At 64.7% G+C, this 17,929-nt stretch carries 15 protein-coding genes and 1 riboswitch; of the genes, 4 read left to right on the plus strand and 11 right to left on the minus strand.

Annotation, left to right across the window (positions count from 1 at the left end; genetic code table 11):
* Positions 1 to 8 precede the first annotated feature (8 nt).
* From GJ699_RS17295 to thiC, 10 genes are all read right to left on the minus strand, one after another.
* On the minus strand, positions 9 to 2,120 hold the full coding sequence (locus tag GJ699_RS17295) for a M56 family metallopeptidase (RefSeq protein ID WP_154378445.1): 2,112 nt from the start codon (positions 2,118 to 2,120) through the stop codon (positions 9 to 11).
* 120 nt (positions 2,121 to 2,240) lie between these two features.
* Positions 2,241 to 3,347: an S-(hydroxymethyl)glutathione dehydrogenase/class III alcohol dehydrogenase gene (locus GJ699_RS17300; protein ID WP_154378447.1), complete on the minus strand. Its 1,107-nt coding sequence runs from the start codon at positions 3,345 to 3,347 to the stop codon at positions 2,241 to 2,243.
* A 36-nt stretch (positions 3,348 to 3,383) separates the two neighbouring features.
* The gene (locus GJ699_RS17305) at positions 3,384 to 4,316 is read right to left on the minus strand and encodes a Gfo/Idh/MocA family protein (RefSeq protein WP_154378449.1); all 933 of its coding nucleotides are present in this window, start codon (positions 4,314 to 4,316) and stop codon (positions 3,384 to 3,386) included.
* 100 nt (positions 4,317 to 4,416) lie between these two features.
* Complete coding sequence (locus GJ699_RS17310) at positions 4,417 to 4,869, minus strand: response regulator (protein WP_154378451.1); 453 nt, start codon at positions 4,867 to 4,869, stop codon at positions 4,417 to 4,419.
* 204 nt (positions 4,870 to 5,073) lie between these two features.
* Positions 5,074 to 5,706 (minus strand): ANTAR domain-containing response regulator, encoded by a 633-nt coding sequence (locus tag GJ699_RS17315; protein ID WP_154378453.1) that lies wholly within the window; start codon positions 5,704 to 5,706, stop codon positions 5,074 to 5,076.
* A gap of 70 nt (positions 5,707 to 5,776) precedes the next feature.
* Positions 5,777 to 6,394: a thiamine phosphate synthase gene (gene thiE, locus GJ699_RS17320; RefSeq protein WP_154378455.1), complete on the minus strand. Its 618-nt coding sequence runs from the start codon at positions 6,392 to 6,394 to the stop codon at positions 5,777 to 5,779.
* Positions 6,395 to 6,414: 20 nt separating this feature from the next.
* The gene (gene thiD, locus GJ699_RS17325) at positions 6,415 to 7,296 is read right to left on the minus strand and encodes a bifunctional hydroxymethylpyrimidine kinase/phosphomethylpyrimidine kinase (protein ID WP_154378457.1); all 882 of its coding nucleotides are present in this window, start codon (positions 7,294 to 7,296) and stop codon (positions 6,415 to 6,417) included.
* Entirely contained in the window at positions 7,293 to 8,072 is a 780-nt protein-coding gene (locus GJ699_RS17330) for a thiazole synthase (RefSeq protein WP_154378459.1), read from the minus strand. Before GJ699_RS17330 ends, thiD begins: the two co-directional genes overlap by 4 nt.
* Positions 8,073 to 8,084: 12 nt before the next feature.
* Complete coding sequence (gene thiS / locus GJ699_RS17335; RefSeq protein ID WP_154378461.1) at positions 8,085 to 8,288, minus strand: sulfur carrier protein ThiS; 204 nt, start codon at positions 8,286 to 8,288, stop codon at positions 8,085 to 8,087.
* Positions 8,289 to 8,291: 3 nt separating this feature from the next.
* The gene (gene thiC / locus GJ699_RS17340) at positions 8,292 to 10,175 is read right to left on the minus strand and encodes a phosphomethylpyrimidine synthase ThiC (protein WP_154378463.1); all 1,884 of its coding nucleotides are present in this window, start codon (positions 10,173 to 10,175) and stop codon (positions 8,292 to 8,294) included.
* Positions 10,176 to 10,251: 76 nt separating this feature from the next.
* Positions 10,252 to 10,354, minus strand: a riboswitch (TPP riboswitch).
* 122 nt (positions 10,355 to 10,476) lie between these two features.
* Here thiC and GJ699_RS17345 point away from each other — a divergent pair.
* Both GJ699_RS17345 and GJ699_RS17350 read left to right on the plus strand, forming a co-directional pair.
* On the plus strand, positions 10,477 to 13,524 hold the full coding sequence (locus GJ699_RS17345) for a ligand-binding sensor domain-containing diguanylate cyclase (RefSeq protein ID WP_154378465.1): 3,048 nt from the start codon (positions 10,477 to 10,479) through the stop codon (positions 13,522 to 13,524).
* 99 nt (positions 13,525 to 13,623) lie between these two features.
* Positions 13,624 to 14,445: a DUF5672 family protein gene (locus GJ699_RS17350; protein ID WP_154378467.1), complete on the plus strand. Its 822-nt coding sequence runs from the start codon at positions 13,624 to 13,626 to the stop codon at positions 14,443 to 14,445.
* On the opposite strand, the gene GJ699_RS17355 is transcribed toward GJ699_RS17350, so the two are convergent.
* Entirely contained in the window at positions 14,435 to 15,253 is an 819-nt protein-coding gene (locus GJ699_RS17355) for a crotonase/enoyl-CoA hydratase family protein (protein ID WP_154378469.1), read from the minus strand. The two genes, GJ699_RS17350 and GJ699_RS17355, sit on opposite strands and share 11 nt — an antisense overlap.
* A 98-nt stretch (positions 15,254 to 15,351) precedes the next feature.
* On the opposite strand from GJ699_RS17355, the gene GJ699_RS17360 reads away from it, so the two are divergent.
* On the plus strand, positions 15,352 to 15,816 hold the full coding sequence (locus GJ699_RS17360) for a (2Fe-2S)-binding protein (protein WP_154378471.1): 465 nt from the start codon (positions 15,352 to 15,354) through the stop codon (positions 15,814 to 15,816).
* Positions 15,817 to 15,826: 10 nt separating this feature from the next.
* Positions 15,827 to 17,929: a xanthine dehydrogenase family protein molybdopterin-binding subunit gene (locus GJ699_RS17365; RefSeq protein WP_154378473.1), complete on the plus strand. Its 2,103-nt coding sequence runs from the start codon at positions 15,827 to 15,829 to the stop codon at positions 17,927 to 17,929.

Consider the following 17,929-nt stretch of genomic DNA (forward strand, 5'->3'; position numbering starts at 1 on the left):
CGGTTTTTTTAAGCGGATGGCGCGGGAACGGCGCTGCCGTTTTTCAGGCTTTCGTTCATGATGGCGCGGATGGTGCGCTCGGCGTTGCGTACGGCGTCGATATGCTGCATGTTGAGCTTGGCCATTTGCGCGCTCAGCTCGCCCATCGGACGGGCGGCTTCGGCGATGCGTTTGTTCAGCTCATCCAGCGGGTGGTTTTGGGCGCGCAGTTTTTCCATTTTGGCGGACAGTTGGCGTTGTTGCTCAGCCATTTGCTGGCGCAGCGGTTCCATCTGGCGCTGCAGGCTGGCCTGCTTTTCGTGGAAGGCGCGGATTTTCTCCGGGCTGCTGTCGGCACCCAGTTCGCGGCTGGCGGCTTCCTCAATGCGGCGGGCCAGGCTTTCCTGGGTTTGAGCCAGTTGCTCTATCTTGCGGCGGTGTACTTCTGCTTCCTGGTTGGCTTGCTTGCTGAACTCGCCCGCTTCCTTGCCGATCTGGGAGGCGGTGGCGTCCAGGATCTTGCCTTGGGCGTCGAGTTTCTTGCCCTGTTCGTCCATCTGCGCGTCCAGGCGGCTAACGCCTACCCACGCGTCGTCGATGCGGGCCAGTGCCGAGGCGTCGCGCAGCACGTAGGTTTTGTCGCCGTCGCGGAACCATAGGAAGTCGCCTTTGACGCTGTCACGCAGCTGGGCCACTTGTTTGATGTCCTTGCTGGTGGCGGATACCATCATGCTGTCGCGGTTGGCGCGGACGATGGCGTAGCCGCTGCGGGTGCCGTCGAACTGGCTCGGACGTTTGGCATTTTCTTTCGCCAGGGCGGCGCGCACTTCGCTGCTGACCGGATGCGGCGCCGGGGCCGGCGATGGCGCGGCAGCAGGCTCGGGGGCGGCAGCAGGAGCGGCCAAGGCAGCTGGTGCGGCTGGTGCGGCTGGCTCTACCGGGGCAACCGGAGCAACTGGAGCAACGGGCGGTACCGGCGGTACCGGCGCCACCAGATCCGGCACCGGCGGCGCTTCGACAGCGTCCACGGCCGGCGCGGCGTCCGCCGGCGCGGCCGGGATGGCAGGCGGCGCCGGTGGTGCGACAGGATCGGCCAGCGCTGGAATCGCTGGCGGTGCGGGCGGTTCCGGTGGCTGTGGTGCGGCATGAGCATAGAAGACGGCGCCAGCCGCCAGCAAGCCGGCCAGCGGCATGGCGATTTTCCAGCTGACCGGTTCTACATCAGGACGCAGCAGGCGTTTGATACGAGACATGAGATTTCCTCCGTGAGCCGCGTGGGCTAGTTGTGTGGTGTCGAACTGAAATTGATCCAGTTGCGACAGGGCTTGCGCCAGCTTGTGCGGCTGGCCGAGCATACCCACGGCCAGGTCGTCGGCGATTTGTTCCCGCTCGATCCGTATCCTGCGCGATATAGCCCAAACACTAGGGTGATAGAACAGCACGACCTCGATCGCGCTTTGTATGAGGTTGACCAGGTAGTCATGTCGTTTGACGTGCGCCAGCTCGTGCGCCAGCAGCGCTTCCAGCAGATCGGCCGGCATGCCGGTGATCAGCGCCGCCGGCACCAGCACGATCGGCTTCCAGCAGCCGGCGGTGATCGGGCTGTCGAGCTGCTCGGCCACGCCCAGCCGCACATGGAACTCGATGCCGAAGCGGCAGGCCAGCGTCGACAGGCGGCGCTGCCAGTAGGGATTGCTTGTATATTGATCGGCGCGGGTACGCTCTGCCACCCACTTGAGGCCCAGCGCCAGCCGCAAGGCCATCAGCGCCGCGCCCGCCAGCCACAGGCCGACCACCCACGGCAGTTGCCGGCGCAGCAGGTCTTTGAAGCCGTCCAGTACGCTGTCGTTGAAGACGCCGGCAGTGCTGTCGCTGGCGCCGGAAACCGCCACGGTCTGCACGCTGCCGCCGACGTCGGCTGCCACACGCAGATCGGCCAATTGCACGATGATGCTGGACAGCGGCAGCGCCGCGCACAGCAGCATGCCGCCGCAGGCAACGGCGTAACGCGTCTGCGGACGCGCCTTGCGCAGCAGGTGCATGGCGAGCGTGACGCCCCAGCCAATCAGCAGTCCCTGCCAGATAAAGTGCAACAGTGCCCAGCCTACGGCGGACACCATGGCTGGCAGCATGCTATTCATCGCCGCTGCCCACCGTGAAATTGAGAAGAGTAACCATGCCGCCCTCCAAGTCGATGGATGTAGAATAAATTATCTAGATTGCGATGTCTAGAAATTTTTTTCTACATCCATCCCGGTGGCTTAGTAGACCACCACCGAGCGGATCGACTCGCCGGACTTCATCAGGTCGAAGCCTTGGTTGATGTCTTCCAGCTTCAAATGGTGAGTAATCAGATCGTCGATATTCAGCTTGCCTTCCATATACCAGTCGACGATCTTCGGCACATCGGTGCGGCCACGGGCGCCACCAAACGCCGAGCCCTTCCACTCGCGCCCCGTCACCAGCTGGAACGGACGCGTGGAAATCTCCTGCCCGGCCGCCGCCACGCCGATGATGATCGACTTGCCCCAACCCTTGTGGCAGCACTCCAGCGCCTGCCGCATCAGCGTGGTATTGCCGACGCACTCGAAGCTGTAATCAGCGCCGCCATCGGTCAGCTGGATAATATGGTCAACCACATTCTCCACCTGGCTCGGGTTGATGAAATGGGTCATGCCGAACTTGCGCGCCATCTCTTCGCGCGCCGGGTTGATGTCAACGCCAATGATCTTGTCCGCGCCCACCATCTTGGCCGCCTGGATCACATTCAGACCGATGCCGCCCAAGCCGAACACCACCACATTGGCGCCCGCCTCAACTTTGGCGGTGAACAGCACCGCGCCCACGCCAGTCGTGACGCCGCAACCGATGTAGCAAACCTTGTCGAACGGCGCATCCTCACGGATCTTGGCCAGCGCGATTTCCGGCACCACGATGTAATTGGAGAAGGTGGAAGTGCCCATGTAATGAAACACCGGCTTGCCGTCGATGGAGAAACGGCTGGTGGCATCCGGCATCAAGCCGCGCCCTTGAGTGGAGCGGATCGCCTGACACAGATTGGTTTTGCGCGACAAACAGAATTTGCATTGGCGGCATTCCGGCGTGTACAGCGGAATGACGTGATCGTCTTTCTTCAGAGATTTGACGCCGGGACCAACGTCCACCACCACGCCCGCGCCCTCGTGGCCCAGAATGGCCGGGAAGATCCCTTCCGGATCGGCGCCGGACAGGGTGTAGTAATCCGTGTGACAGATGCCGGTGGCCTTGATCTCGACCAGCACCTCGCCCTCGCGCGGGCCACCCAGTTCGACTTCTTCGATCGTCAGGGGCTGGCCCGCTTGCCATGCAACGGCTGCTTTGGTTTTCATGATGCTCCTTTCGTGGTGGAGCACCATGATAGCGCATCAGTCGTGGAAGGCGTCCACCACTTTACGCTGGCCCAGCATGAAGCCATCGGCCACGTGGCGCAGCGGCGAAACATCGACGTCCGACTTGCCGGCGCGGATCAGCGACGAGAAGCGCTGGTACAGCGACGGGTACTCGGCTTCCTTCTCCAGCGCCTGCTCGGCGCCGTTGATCCACAGGCGCGCGCCGCCATCGGCCAGGCGCACTTCGCCCTGGGCGGTAGTGACGATGATGTCCCAGCTTTGCTTGCCGGTCTGGCGCCAGTCGAACTCGGCGTGCACCTTGACGCCATCGGCATCCTGGAAGTGCAGGTCGGCGGCGATCGGCGCGTCGCGGTTTTCAGGGAATTCCAGCGAGGCCTTGGTCAGGAACACGGCCGAAGGCAGGATTTCGGTGACGATGGACAGCGCGTTAATGCCCGGATCGAACACGCCCAGACCACCCGCTTGCCAGATCCAGTCCTGGTTCGGGTGCCACTGGCGCACGTCTTCTTTCCAGATCACGTGCATGGCGGTCGGCTTGTTGGCGGCCAGGTACGCCTTGGCCGGCTGCACACCCGGCGCATAGCGCGAGTGCCAGCTGGCGAACAGGGTCACGCCTTTTTCGGCGGCGAAAGCTTCCAGGTCGGCTACTTCCGACAGCGTGGCGCCCGGCGGTTTTTCCAGGAACACATGCTTGCCGGCGGCCAGCGCCTTGCGCGCGGCGGCGTAGCGGTACTGTGGCGGCATGCACAGCGATACCGCTTCGATGTCGGGACGCGCTTCCAGCATCGCTTCGATGGTCGGGAAGCTGGGGACGTTGTCGATGGTGTTGTTGCGGCTGGCCGTCGCGACCAGCGCGTAGTCGGCCGCCTGGCCGGTGATCGCTGGCAAATGTTGGTCGTAAACGATTTTGCCCACGCCGACGATGGCGAGTTTGATAGGTGACGTCATCTTGGAGAGTCCTGATTGAGTGATCCGGCAGACTATCACCCAGCCAGCCGCTCAACAAGCTCCCACGGACGTCACTCTGTATTTATTATCAATAATCCGATTATTGGGGTTCAACCGGCATCGCAGGACCGATGCCCAGCAGGTCGGATACGGTGCGCCACAGCTGGCGCGGCGAGGTCCACGGCTTGGGCAGGAAGGCGTTGCCGGCGTGGTGCTGCTCCGGATGGCGCGCCGAATACATCAGCACGCGTGCGCCCTGCTGATGCATATTCAAGTCCGGCAGCAGGTCGACGCCGTCGCCGTCCGGCAGGTCCGGATCCATCACGATCAGAGCGAATTTCTCGGATTGCAGCAGTTCCTGCGCCGCCGCGATCGACGGCACATGGGTCACCTGGGTTTCCGGCACCAGCAACGCCGCCAGCACCAGCGCCGAGTCGTGGTCGCTGTCGATGTGCAGCACGCGCGGCGCGGCCGCGAAGATGGAAAAGCCGATGGCACCGCCGCTCTCATCGGTAAATGGGCGATAGGTGCTCGTGGGGAAATCATTGGTCATGACGGTCTCCGCTTGAAAAGCTGAATAAGCGCGGCGGAGTTGGGCCGACAAGAATAAGAGGTAGCGCAGGGAACAGGCGCTGATTGAGGCGGCGGGCGCTGGGTGTGGCCCGGCCGCAATCGAGGCAGGCGGATGAATTATCCGCTGCTCAGGCGATAGTGTATAACAAAAATGACGCAGGGCAAGAAAAATTGCCCTTGCCGTTTACTTTTTCAGACGGTTGTTGAATGCAGAATGCAAGCTATTGAGGGTTTCCTCGGCCGCCAGCAGCTGGTCCGCCACCTCATTGACCTTGCGGCGGTTGGAGCGCGCATGGTCGCGCAGCACCTCGAAGGCGGTATTGCGGTCGGTTTGGAATTTACACATCAACAAGCCCACGGCCAAGCTGGTTTCGCGGCCGGCGGCCAGTGCGGCGTTCAGGTTCAGCTCGGTGCGGCGCAGCTGACGGATTTCGTCGGCGCGCGCCAGGCCGGCGGCGAACGCGGGCATCAGGTGCTTTTCATCGACCGGCTTGACCAGGAAGCCGACCGCGCCATACGAGGCGGCCTGCTTGCCGGCGTCGGCGTCGCCGCGGCCGGACAGGAACATGAACGGCACCGAGCTGGTGGCGTGCAGTTGCTTGGCCAGTTCCAGGCCGTTCATGCCGGGCATGTGGATGTCCAGCAGGGCCAGGTCGGGTTCGCGCTGGGCGATGGCTTGCAGGGCTTGTTCCGCCGATGAAGCCTTGGCGATGTCGTAACCGGCGTGACCCAGTACTTCACCGAGGAAATCGAGCAGCAATGGATCGTCGTCGACGATGAGGATCAGACGCTTGGGGTTGATGTTGGATAAAGGCATAGGGCGGCAACCTTGGGCTATTGCTAACCGCCCCATTATAAAGCCGAAAACCGTCCACACTCCAAGCGTTTTATTGCTTTACGAAAAGCGATTGAAATTCTCTTACGGCGTTCGCCACACTTTCAGCCTGATAGACGCTGCTGATGGCGGCCACCATGTGGGCGCCGCGCTGGATGAGCGGGGCGGCGTTGGCGGGCGTCATGCCGCCGATGACCACGGTTGGGACGCGGATCACCTCGTTGGCCTGGTCGAGGATGGCGGGTGGAGTGGTGACGGCGTACTTCTTCACTCGCGATGGGTAAAAGCCGCCGAAGGCGACATAGCTGGCGCCGGCGTCCTGGGCGTGCAGCGCGCGCGGCAGGTCGCCATAGCAGGAGGCGCCGATGATTTTGTCTTTGCCGAGTTTTGCACGGACCTCTGCTACTTCGTCGTCGGTGCCGCCGAGGTGGATGCCGTCGGCGTCCAGCTGGACGCACAGGTCGACGAAGTCGTTGATGATGAAGGGGACGTTGTGGCGGCGGCACAGGGTTTGCAGTGCGGCGGCTTGTTCGTGGCGCTGCTGCGGGCCGGCTTCTTTGTGGCGGTATTGCAGCAGCGCGATCGGGCCGGCGGCGAGCGCCTGCTCGGTAATGACCAGCAGATGGTCGGTGTCATCCCAGTTGGGGGTGACGAGGTAGAGTCCTTGCATGATGGTTTTCCTGTAAGTGATTAGCGCGATGGGATGCGTTGGCCGGGGGCGATGGCGTAGGCGTCGCGCAGCGCGTGCCAGGTGTAGCGTTGGGCGGCGTCCAGCGCGTCGGTGAGCGGCAGGCCGAGCGCGAGCTGGCCTGCAATCGCCGCCGCCAGCGTGCACCCGCTGCCATGAAATTCGCCCGCCAACCGCGCCCAGCGCCATTCGCGGACCAGCGCCGCGCCACCACCGCCGACGCAGGCCCGCCCGACCGTGCCCGCGTCCGTGCCCAGCGCGGCGGCCGTGGCTGGGGAGGCCGGGGCGGCGGTCGCGGTCGCGGTCGCGGCGGGCGCGTACCAGCGGTTGACCACCTCATCGCCGTCGTCGTGGCCACCGGTGATCAGCACGTGCTGACAGCCGCTTGCGTGCAACGCGGCGGCTTGCGCGTGCGCTTGGGTCGCATCGGTCATCATCCTGGCCTCCACGCCGTTGGGCGTCAGCACCGTCGCCAGCGGCAGCAACGGCGCCAAAGCCTGCACCGCATCATCACGCGACAGCAGATCGCCATGGCCGCTGGCCAGCACCGGGTCCAGCACCACCGGCAGCTCCGGCTGCTGCTCGCGCAAACGCACGATCACCTCCGCGATCGCCCGCGCATTGGCCGCACTGCCGGTAATGCCGATCTTGACCGCGCTGACCGCGATCTTCTGCGTCAGCGCCGCCGCTTGCAACAGCAGCATCGCCGCATCCACCGGCTGCACGCCGTGCACACGATCGTTATCCTGCACCGTCAGCGCCGTGCAGACAGTGAGCGCGTGCGCGCCCTGCCCGGCCACCGCCTGCGCATCCGCCGTCAGCCCCGCCCCACCGGACGGATCCAGCCCGGCAAACACCAACACGCATGGCCGGGACGACGTCATGCCAACCGCCCCGCCATCGGCGACGACGGCGACGCCGCGAACTTGCGCGCAATCCGCCCCGCCAGATAAGCCTCGCGCCCCGCCTGCACGCCCAGCCTCATCGCCCGCGCCATCCGCACCGGATCTTGCGCGCCCGCGATGGCGGTATTCATCAACACCCCATCGCAACCCAGTTCCATCGCAATCGCCGCATCCGACGCCGTGCCCACGCCGGCATCCACCAGCACCGGCACTTTGGCCTGCTCAATAATCAGCGACAGATTCCACGGATTCAAAATCCCCATGCCAGAACCGATCAGCGACGCCAGCGGCATCACCGCCACGCAACCGATATCCTCCAGCATGCGCGCCTGGATAGGATCATCGCTGCAATACACCATCACATCGAAACCATCCTTCACCAGCTCGCGCGCCGCCACCAGCGTTTCCGGCATATTGGGGAACAGCGTCCGCTCATCCCCCAACACCTCCAGCTTCACCAGCTTGTGACCATTCAGCAGCTCGCGCGCCATCTGCAACGTGTACACCGCATCCTTGGCCGTATAGCAGCCGGCGGTATTCGGCAAAATCGTGTACTGCGACGGCGGCAGCACATCCAGCAACGACGGCGCCTTCGGGTCCTGGCCGATGTTCACGCGGCGGATCGCCACCGTAATAATCTCCGCCTCGGCGGCGTCGGTCGCCTCGCGCGTCTGCTGCAAATCCTTGTACTTGCCGCTGCCCACCAGCAGCCGCGATTTGTATTCCTTGCCCGCGATAGTCAATACATCACTCATCTCATTCTCCAATTAGCCGCCGCCGATGGCGCGCACGATATCTACTTTGTCCCGCGCCTGAAGCAGCCGTTCGGGCCACTGCTGGCGCGGCACCACCTGACGGTTGACCGCCAGCGCCAGCGCCTGCCCGCTCAACTCCAGCGCGGCAATCAGCTGATCCAGCGATTGCCGCGCCGGCACGCGGTGCGGCGCGCCGTTCAATTCAATCTCGATCATGATTCAGGCCTTGCTATACAGCTCGGCGCCGCTCTTGATGAACTCCACCGCCTTCACCTGCATGCCGTTCTCCGCATAGGCGCGCACTTCCTGCGTGATCTTCATCGAACAGAAATGCGGACCACACATCGAACAGAAATGCGCGACTTTGGCCGAATCTTTGGGCAAGGTCTCGTCGTGGAACTCGCGCGCCTTGTCCGGATCGAGGCCGAGATTGAACTGGTCGTCCCAGCGGAATTCAAAGCGCGCTTTGGACAGCGCGTTGTCGCGGATCTGCGCGCCCGGATGGCCCTTGGCCAGATCCGCCGCATGGGCCGCGATCTTGTAGGTGATGATGCCGTCCTTGACGTCGTTCTTGTCGGGCAGGCCCAGATGCTCCTTCGGCGTCACATAGCACAGCATCGCCGTGCCGTACCAGCCTATCTGCGCCGCGCCGATGCCGGAGGTGATGTGGTCGTAGCCGGGCGCGATATCGGTGGTCAAAGGCCCCAGCGTGTAAAACGGCGCCTCGTGGCACTGCTCCAGCTGCAGATCCATATTCTCTTTAATCAGCTGCATCGGCACGTGGCCCGGACCTTCGATCATCACCTGCACATCGTGCTTCCAGGCGATCTGGGTCAGCTCGCCCAGCGTTTTCAGCTCGCCCAGTTGGGCCTCGTCGTTGGCGTCGTAAATCGAGCCGGGACGAAGGCCGTCGCCCAGCGAGAACGACACGTCATACGCCTTCATGATCTGACAGATTTCTTCAAAGTGCGTGTACAGGAAGTTCTCCTTGTGATGCGCCAGGCACCACTTGGCCAGAATCGAACCGCCGCGCGACACGATGCCAGTCATGCGCTTGGCCGTCAGCGGCACATAGCGCAGCAACACGCCGGCGTGAATAGTGAAGTAATCGACGCCCTGCTCCGCCTGTTCGATCAGCGTGTCGCGGAAAATCTCCCAAGTCAGGTCTTCGGCCTTGCCGTTGACCTTTTCCAGCGCCTGATAAATCGGCACCGTGCCGATCGGCACCGGGCTGTTACGGATGATCCATTCGCGGGTTTCATGAATATGCTTGCCGGTCGACAGATCCATCACCGTATCGCCACCCCAGCGGATCGCCCAGGTCATCTTTTCCACCTCCTCGCCGATCGACGAGGTCACCGCCGAATTGCCGATGTTGGCGTTGATCTTGACCAGGAAATTACGGCCGATAATCATCGGCTCCACTTCCGGGTGGTTGATGTTGGCGGGGATGATGGCGCGGCCGCGCGCAATCTCGTCGCGCACGAATTCCGGCGTGATCTCAGGCGGAATCGCCGCGCCATATGCCTGGCCTGGATGCTGGCGCCCCATCATCTCGGCCAGCCGCTGGCCGGTCGGGCCTGAGGTTTTCAGGCTCTCGATGTATTCCTTGCGGCGCAGGTTTTCACGAATGGCGACAAACTCCATCTCCGGCGTGATGATGCCCTGGCGCGCGTAATGCATCTGCGTGACATTGCGGCCTTCGCGCGCGCGGCGTGGCAGGCGATGCAAGTTGAAGCGCAGCTCGGCCAGCGCCGCATCGGCCAGTCGCGCCTGGCCATACTCCGAGGTCGGGCCGTCCAGCTCCTCGGTATCGTCGCGCTCCAGTATCCACGGCAGGCGCGGCGTTTCGGCCAGGCCGGAACGGATGTCGATCTGCGCCAGCGGATCGGTGTACGGGCCGGAAGTGTCATACACATACACCGGCGGATTGGCTTCAAAACCGAACGAAGCCGGCGTATCGGCCTGGCTGATTTCGCGCATCGGCACGCGCAGGTCGGCACGGCTGCCTTCGATGTAAATCTTGCGGGAATTGGGTAAAGGCTTGATTGCGGCCTCATCCACCGTAGCGGTGGCGGACACGAATTTCGGATTGGCGTTCATTTGGCTCCTTTGTTAGGCAGGAGCCAGCAAAGGAGGTAGGACGGCGACGCGCGCGCACAGACAACATGGATGGCGGCGGCGATATCCTTGGCTTCCCTTCGCTGGCATTATCCAGATCAGGTTCGGAGGGTATTTCTCACCCGCGCCACTTGCGTGCAGCAGGACCCCTAGCGTGTGCCACCTTGCGGCAGCGCGCCGATTATAACCGCCCGCACGCGTTTCGCCTATCTCTGCCAAAGGTCATCCGCGCAGTAGCAAAAAACCCACATTTTTTGCATGAAGCCTCAGGTATAGTGTCCTCATGCCATACAGCAACGTTCCTTCACTGCCCCGACTGACGCGCCTGTTGCGCGCCGCCGCCGCGCTGTGTCTGCTGTTGAACTTGCTGAACCTGCTGGTCCATGGCCCGGCCAGCGCCGGCAGCGCCCCGCGCTGGGCCGGCCTGGCCCACACCAGCTTCCGCCACCTGCCGCAGCTGGACCTCAGCAGCGGCATGTGCTTCGCCCAGGATGCGCAAGGCTTTGTGTGGATCGGCACCCAGGCTGGCCTGGTGCGCTGGGATGGCAACCGCTACGTCAAATACGTGGCCGACGCCGCGCGCGACGACGCCCTGCCCGACAGCTACCTCACAAGCTTGCATATCGATAGCAATGGTCGGTTGTGGGCTGGCATGAATTCCGGCGGACTGGTGCGTTACGACGCGGCGCGCGACCGCTTCGTGCGCTACAACGGCCTGCGCGACCCGCGCGTGTCGGCCATCACCGACGATGGCCAGGGCGGCCTGTGGATCGCCAACGGCGCCGGACTCGACCACCTGGCCGCCGACGGCAAGTTCAACCGTCTGGGTGACGACTGGGGCGCGGCCGCGCTGCGCGACACCGGCATCGACACCCTGCTGCGCGATGCCGACGGCACGCTATGGGCCGGCACCCGCAGCGGCCTGTTCCAGCTGCGCCAGGGCCAACCGGCGCGTCAGGTCGCGCTGGGCGGCAAGACCGGTCTGGCGGTGGTACAGCTGTTGCGCGATAGCGCGCAACGGCTGTGGATCGGCACCCGCACCAGCGGCGTCTTCCTGCTCGCGGCCGATGGCGCCGGCGCCACTCCGCTGATCGAGAGCGGGCCGGTATCGACGCTGCAGCATGAGTGGATATGGTCGATGATCGAAGCGGCGCCGGGCGAGATCTGGTTCGGCACCAGTGGCGCCAACGGCGGCATCGTGGTCTTGGACGTGCAGAACAATGTCACCCACCGCATCCGTCACCGCTCCGACAGCCCGGACAGTCTGTTCGACAACGACATCATGGCCATGTACCGCGAACGCAGCGGCGTGATCTATGTGTCACACATGACCGGCACCAGCCAGCACAACCCGCAGCCGCGGATGGTCGCGACCATCCGCCACGCCGAGGCCGAGCGCAGCGGCGTGCTCAGTGTGCCGGCCATGATGCAGGCGCCGGACGGCAAGTTGTGGCTGGGTACGCTCAGCAACGGCATCGACATCATCGATCCTTACCGTGGCTACATCGGCCGGGTGGCGGCCGGCGCCAGCCTGCCGCAGGGCCGGGTACTGGCGCTCGCGCCCGGCCCGGACGGCGAAGTCTACATCGGCACCCAGCGCGGTCTGTTCGTCACCTCGGCCGATGGCAGCCACACCCGCCGCGTGCGGCTGCCGCAACGGCGCGATGAGGAAGAAGTGTGGGTGTTAACCATGGTCGGCCGCACGCTGTGGCTGGGCGGCCTGGACGGCGTGTGGGCGCTGGACCTGCCGCCCGGCGGCCAGCCGCGCGTGCTGCGGCATGAAAGTAAAAGCCTGGGCGACAGCCGCGTCAGCGCCATCCTGCCGGCCGGCGACGAGGTCTGGGTCGGCACCCGCAACGGCCTGGCGCGGCTGGGACCGGACGCGGTGGAAGTCATCCCCAGCGAGCTGGCGGCGCCGGACCGGCTGCCGCCCGGTTATGTGTCGTCGCTACTGATCGATGGCCAGGGCCGGCTGTGGATCTCGAACTTCGGCACCGGCCTGGTCGTACTGGAACGCACCGATGCCGACGGCCGACGCCGCTTCCGCCGGCTCGGCATGCAGCAGGGCTTGCCCGACAGCGGCGCCAACAAGCTGCTGCAGGACCGCGACGGCATGATCTGGGCCAGCACCGACAACGGCCTGGCCCGCATCGACCCGCGCACGTTGGCGGTGCGCAGCTTCGGCGGCGCCGAGGGCGTGCACATACAGACCTACTGGACCAATTCCGGCACCATCGGCGCCGATGGCGAGCTGCTGTTTGGCGGCCTGTCCGGCGTCAGCGTGGTCCGCCCGCAATGGCAGAACGCCTGGCAGTACCAGCCACCGGTGGTGGTCACGCGCATCCTGCTGAACGACCAGGACATCCCGAGCGGCATCTACAACACCGGCCTGGGCGCCAAGGCGCCGCCGATCACGGTCAGCACCGCAGCGCGCGAGCGCGGCTTCTCGGTCGAATTCGCCGCGCTCGACTACACGGCGCCGGAGCGCAATCACTATGCCTACCAGCTGAAGGGCTTCGATTCAGGCTGGGTCAACAGCGAGGCCGGGCTGCGTCGCGCCAGCTACAACAACCTGCCGCCGGGCGACTATCTGCTGCAACTGCGCGGCTCCAACCGCAATGGCGACTGGAGCGCGCCGTTGCAAGTGCCGGTGCGGGTGCTGCCGGCCTGGCATCAGCAGCCGCTGACACGGGTGGCGCTGGCGGTGCTGGCGCTGCTGCTGTGCTTTGGGCTGCTGCAGGCGCGCACCGCCTACCTGCGTCGGCGCCAGCGCGAACTGGAAGCCATGGTGCAGGCCCGCACCGCCGAACTGCGCGCCACCCAGGCCCAGCTCGAAACGCTGGCCTACGGCGACCCGCTGACCGGCCTGGCCAACCGCCGCCTGTTCAACGACCAGCTGCGCCATCTGACCGCGCAGGCCGAGCGCGGCGGCCCGGCTTTCACGCTGCTGCTGATCGATCTCGACCGCTTCAAGCCGGTCAATGACACCTTCGGCCACGACGCCGGCGACGCCGTGCTGATCGCCAGCGCCGACCGCCTGCGCACCGCCATCCGCGAGGCCGATCGCCCGTTCCGGCTGGGTGGCGACGAGTTTGCCGTGCTGCTGGCCCAGGCCACCGACGCCGACACCTTGGCGCCGGTGTGCGCCCGCATCCTCGATAGCATGGCCACGCCGCTGCCGCACGGCGAGGCCGTGATCACCATCAGCGCCAGCGTGGGCGCCGCCATCTACCGCCCCGGCGACAGCCATGAACAAGTGTACAAGCGCGCCGACATCGCCCTGTACAACGCCAAGGCGGCCGGCCGCCACACCTGGCGTCTGGCCGAATGAGGCTGCTGGTAAAATGAAGTAAAAACCCCGGCGATTCCGGTCCGGCGCCACATTTCCCGGCTAATATCGGGCGTTTGTGCCTCTTTTTTAAGCTGCTTCGTGACTGCACCCAAAATCGATTTACGCAACGTTAGCCTGGTCTGCGTGGAAACCCGCTATCCGGAGCTGGCGCGCTACGCGCTTGACCGCTGCCTGGCTGCGGCCGAATTCAAGGAATGCCTGCTACTGAGCGCCACCCGCCACGACCTGCCGGACTACATCCAGCAAGTGCCGATTGCGCCCATCGACAGCGTCGAAGCCTATTCCGCCTTCATGCTGCGCGACATCGGCCGCTACTTCAACGGTGAGCACGTACTGATCGTGCAGTGGGACAGCTTTATCCTGCACGGCGAACAGTGGGACCCGGACTTCCTCAATTACGACTACATCGGCGCGCCGTGGGAACACCGGCCGGTGGCGGTCGGCAATGGCGGCTTTTCGCTGCGCTCGCGCCGGCTGGTGGATGCGCTGGCAACCATGCAATTCGATCAGGTGCATCCGGAAGACCACGTCATCTGCGAACTGCGGCGCGACGAGCTGGAAGCGCGCGGCATCATCTTCGCGCCACCGGCATTGGCCGCCCGCTTCGCCTTCGAAGCGCGGCCGCATGCCACGCCCAGCTTCGGCTTCCACGGCTTGTTCAACTTCCACCACGCACTGCCCGACCCGGCGCTGGACGCCTGGCTGGCCATGTGCAGCCAGGCCACCTTGCGCTCCGGCGAAGCGCGCCGGCTGATTCGCGGCCTGTACCACACCGGCCGCCACGCCATGGCGCTACGCCTGCTGCGGCGCCGCTACGGCGGCACCGCCAGCCAGAAAGCCGAAACGCTGCGGCTTGCCGGGCGCTGCCTGTGGCACCGGCTGACCCACCCTAGTCTTTGAACTGCGGCGCCGACTTGCTCATGCCGGCCATCATGGCGGCTTGCAAATCGGCCGACATCAGCATCGCGGCATTCCAGGTGGCGACGTAGTTGAGACCATCGGCCACGGTATGGTCACGCGCATAGTTGACCATCTCCTTCACCCCGCGCACCGACAACGGCGACTTGGCGGCAATGGTAGCGGCAATCTCGCGCACGCCCTCACGCAGCGCTTCCGGCGTCTCGAACACACGGTTGACCAGCCGGATCTCGCGCGCCTCCGCCGCCTCCACCTTGCGCGCCGTGTACGCCAGCTCGCGCGTGATGCCATCGCCTATCAGGCGCGGCAAGCGTTGTAGCGTGCCGACGTCGGCCACCATGCCGACATCGATTTCCTTGACGCTGAACCAGGCATCGGCCGAGCAATAGCGCATATCGGCGCAGCAGATCAGATCAATGCCTCCGCCGACGCAGGCGCCGTGCACCGCCGCCAGCACCGGCTTGCGGCAGCGTTCCAGGCTGGTCAGCGTGTCCTGCAGATCGAGGATCACGCGACGCAGGTTTTCACGCGTGCGGCCATCGCAATCGTCGCGCACCTGCGCGCCCACGCCCAACATCATCTGCAAATCGATGCCCGCCGTGAAAGCGCGGCCCTCGCCCTCCAGAATCGCCACCCGCAGCTCCGGCGTGGCGTCCACATACTGGAAGGCGGTGCGAATGTCATGCCACATGGCAAGATTCATCGCATTCATCTTGTCGGGACGGTTCAGGCGAATGGTGGCGATGTGGCCATCCACCGACAGACTGACCGCTTCAAGCGTTGGAATCATGGTTGTCTCCCCTTTTATAGAAGCCATATCTTAGAGTAAATAAGCTATATTGATCGACGCGGCATGCATATTCCGAATAACAAAACAGGAGGATAGACATGGCAACAAAGTTCAAGCTCAATGGCAAGGAAATCACCGCGCAGGCCGAGGCTGACACCCCGCTACTGTGGGTGATCCGCGATGAAATCGGCCTCACCGGCACCAAGTTCGGTTGCGGCATGGCGCTGTGCGGCGCCTGCACCGTGCACCTGAATGGCGAACCGATACGCTCCTTTCAGACGCCGCTGTCGGCGGTGGCCGGCAAGCAGGTCGCCACCATCGAATCGCTGTCCAGCGATAACTCCCATCCGCTGCAAAAAGCCTGGATCGCGCACGACGTGCCGCAATGCGGCTACTGCCAATCCGGCCAGCTGATGAGTGCCGCCGCCCTGCTGCGCACCAATAAAAATCCCAGCGACACCGACATCGACAACGCCATGAGCGGCAACATCTGTCGCTGTGGTACCTACAACCGCATCCGCGCCGCCATCAAAACCGCCGCCGCAGAAATGCGCAAGGCATAAGGAGACGGCCATGACCACCAATCGCAGGCAATTCCTGAAAACTTCCGCCGGCCTGACGCTGGGCGTGTTCCTGCCGCTGCAGGCCGATGCCGCCGGCACGCTGCACACGCCCAACGCCTGGGTTCACATCGCGGACGACAACACCATCACGCTGCTGTCGGCGCGCTCCGAAATGGGCCAGGGCGTGTACACCGCCATGCCGATGCTGATCGCTGAAGAACTGGGCGTGGACATCCGCAAGATCAAGGTCGAAATCGCGCCGGTGGCACCGGTCTACACCAACGCGCTACTGGGCGGCCAACTGACCGGCGGCTCGACCTCGGTGCGCGAGGGCTGGGACAAGCTGCGCATCGCCGGCGCCCAGGCCCGCACCATGCTGGTCAGCGCCGCCGCCGCGCGCTGGAAGCTCGACGCGGCACAACTGCGCGCGGCCGACGGCAAGGTCACCGGTCCCGGCGGCCGCAGCGCCACCTACGGCGAACTGGCGGCCGACGCCGCCAAACTGCCGGTGCCGGAAAAGGTGACGCTGAAGGAGCCCAAGGACTTCAAGATCATCGGCAAACGCACCAAGCGTCTGGATACCGCACACAAGGTCAATGGCACGGCCGAATACGGCATCGACGTCAAGCTGCCCGGCATGGTGTACGCGTCGCTGGAACAATGCCCGGTCATCGGCGGCAAAGTGGCCAGCTTTGACGGCGCCAAAGCCAAGGCCATGCCCGGCGTGATCGACGTGGTGCAGATCCGCGACGGCGTGGCGGTGGTGGCCGACAGCTACTGGCGCGCCAAGAAAGCGCGCGAAGCGCTGGCCGTGCAGTGGGACGAAGGCGCTGGCGCGCGCATCGACAACGCCGCCATGCGTGACGGCATCCGCAAGGCGGCCGACGCCACCATCCCGATCAAGAAAACCGGCGATGCCGCCGGCGTGCTGAAAAGCGCCAGCAAGAAGCTGCAGGCCGAATACTGGTCGCCTCTGCTGGCGCACGCCACCATGGAGCCGCAGAACTTCACTGCCGACTACCGTAACGGCAAATGCACGGTGATCGGCCCTGCCCAGTTCCAGCAAGGCACGCAGGGCAATGTCGCCGCCGCGCTCGGCATCAAGCCGGAAGATGTGACGGTGAAGACCACCTTCCTCGGCGGCGGTTTCGGCCGTCGTCTGGAATACGACTTCGCGGTGCAGGCGGCCGAGATTTCCAAGGCGGTCGGCAAGCCGGTCAAGCTGCTGTGGACGCGCGAGGACGATACCACCCACGACTTCTACCGGCCGATGGCGCTGCACCGCATGGCCGGCGCGCTGGACGCCAGCGGCAAGCCGGTGGCGCTGACCTTGCAACTGACCTCGCAGTCGGTGACGCAGCGCGCGTTCGGCCTGCCGAAAGGCACGCTCGATCCCTTCATGGCCGAAGCGTCGGTGGTGCCGTATGCGATCCCCAACATGACGCAGGAGCTGATCGAACATGACAGCGGGCTGCGGGTCGGCTACTGGCGTTCGGTCAGCCACGCGCTGAACGCGTTTGCCAACGAAAGCTTCATCGACGAGATGGCGGCGGCGGCCGGCAAAGATCCCTACCAGTTCCGCCTGTCGCTGCTGGGCGAGCAGCCGCGCTTTGCCAAGGTGCTGAAACTGGCGGCGGAAAAATCCGGCTGGGGCAAGCCGCTGCCCAAGGGCCACCATCGCGGCATCGCCCTGATGGAGGGCTATGACACCTACATGGCGCAGGTGGCCGAGATTTCGGTCGACAAGGATAACGCCATCAAGGTACACCACGTGTGGGTGGCGGCGGACCTGGGGCAGATGGTCAATCCGGACACGGTGGAAGCACAGATCCAGTCCAGCATCGCGTTTGGATTATCATCGACGCTGGGCGCGGAAATCACGCTGGACAAGGGACGCGTCCAGCAGACCAACTTCCACGACTACCCGGTGCTGCGCATGAACGAGATGCCGAAGATCGACATCACGCTGGTGCCCAGCGGCGAGAAGCCGGGCGGCATCGGCGAGCCGGCGACGGCGCTGATCGGCCCGGCCGTCGCCAACGCCCTGTTTGCCGCCACCGGCAAGCGGGTGCGCCAATTGCCGCTGTCGGCGGACCATATCAAATCAGCCTGA

Source organism: Duganella guangzhouensis, from assembly GCF_009674535.1.
GTDB classification, from domain to species: domain Bacteria; phylum Pseudomonadota; class Gammaproteobacteria; order Burkholderiales; family Burkholderiaceae_D; genus Rugamonas; species Rugamonas guangzhouensis.

Bases quoted from the DNA above. Each gene is read 5' to 3' on its own strand.
- GJ699_RS17295 (WP_154378445.1), bottom strand. From the start codon at position 2,120: ATGAATAGCATGCTGCCAGCCATGGTGTCCGCCGTAGGCTGGGCACTG.
- GJ699_RS17300 (WP_154378447.1), bottom strand. From the start codon at position 3,347: ATGAAAACCAAAGCAGCCGTTGCATGGCAAGCGGGCCAGCCCCTGACG.
- GJ699_RS17305 (WP_154378449.1), bottom strand. From the start codon at position 4,316: ATGACGTCACCTATCAAACTCGCCATCGTCGGCGTGGGCAAAATCGTT.
- GJ699_RS17310 (WP_154378451.1), bottom strand. From the start codon at position 4,869: ATGACCAATGATTTCCCCACGAGCACCTATCGCCCATTTACCGATGAG.
- GJ699_RS17315 (WP_154378453.1), bottom strand. From the start codon at position 5,706: ATGCCTTTATCCAACATCAACCCCAAGCGTCTGATCCTCATCGTCGAC.
- thiE (WP_154378455.1), bottom strand. From the start codon at position 6,394: ATGCAAGGACTCTACCTCGTCACCCCCAACTGGGATGACACCGACCAT.
- thiD (WP_154378457.1), bottom strand. From the start codon at position 7,296: ATGACGTCGTCCCGGCCATGCGTGTTGGTGTTTGCCGGGCTGGATCCG.
- GJ699_RS17330 (WP_154378459.1), bottom strand. From the start codon at position 8,072: ATGAGTGATGTATTGACTATCGCGGGCAAGGAATACAAATCGCGGCTG.
- thiS (WP_154378461.1), bottom strand. From the start codon at position 8,288: ATGATCGAGATTGAATTGAACGGCGCGCCGCACCGCGTGCCGGCGCGG.
- thiC (WP_154378463.1), bottom strand. From the start codon at position 10,175: ATGAACGCCAATCCGAAATTCGTGTCCGCCACCGCTACGGTGGATGAG.
- GJ699_RS17345 (WP_154378465.1), top strand. From the start codon at position 10,477: ATGCCATACAGCAACGTTCCTTCACTGCCCCGACTGACGCGCCTGTTG.
- GJ699_RS17355 (WP_154378469.1), bottom strand. From the start codon at position 15,253: ATGATTCCAACGCTTGAAGCGGTCAGTCTGTCGGTGGATGGCCACATC.
- GJ699_RS17360 (WP_154378471.1), top strand. From the start codon at position 15,352: ATGGCAACAAAGTTCAAGCTCAATGGCAAGGAAATCACCGCGCAGGCC.
- GJ699_RS17365 (WP_154378473.1), top strand. From the start codon at position 15,827: ATGACCACCAATCGCAGGCAATTCCTGAAAACTTCCGCCGGCCTGACG.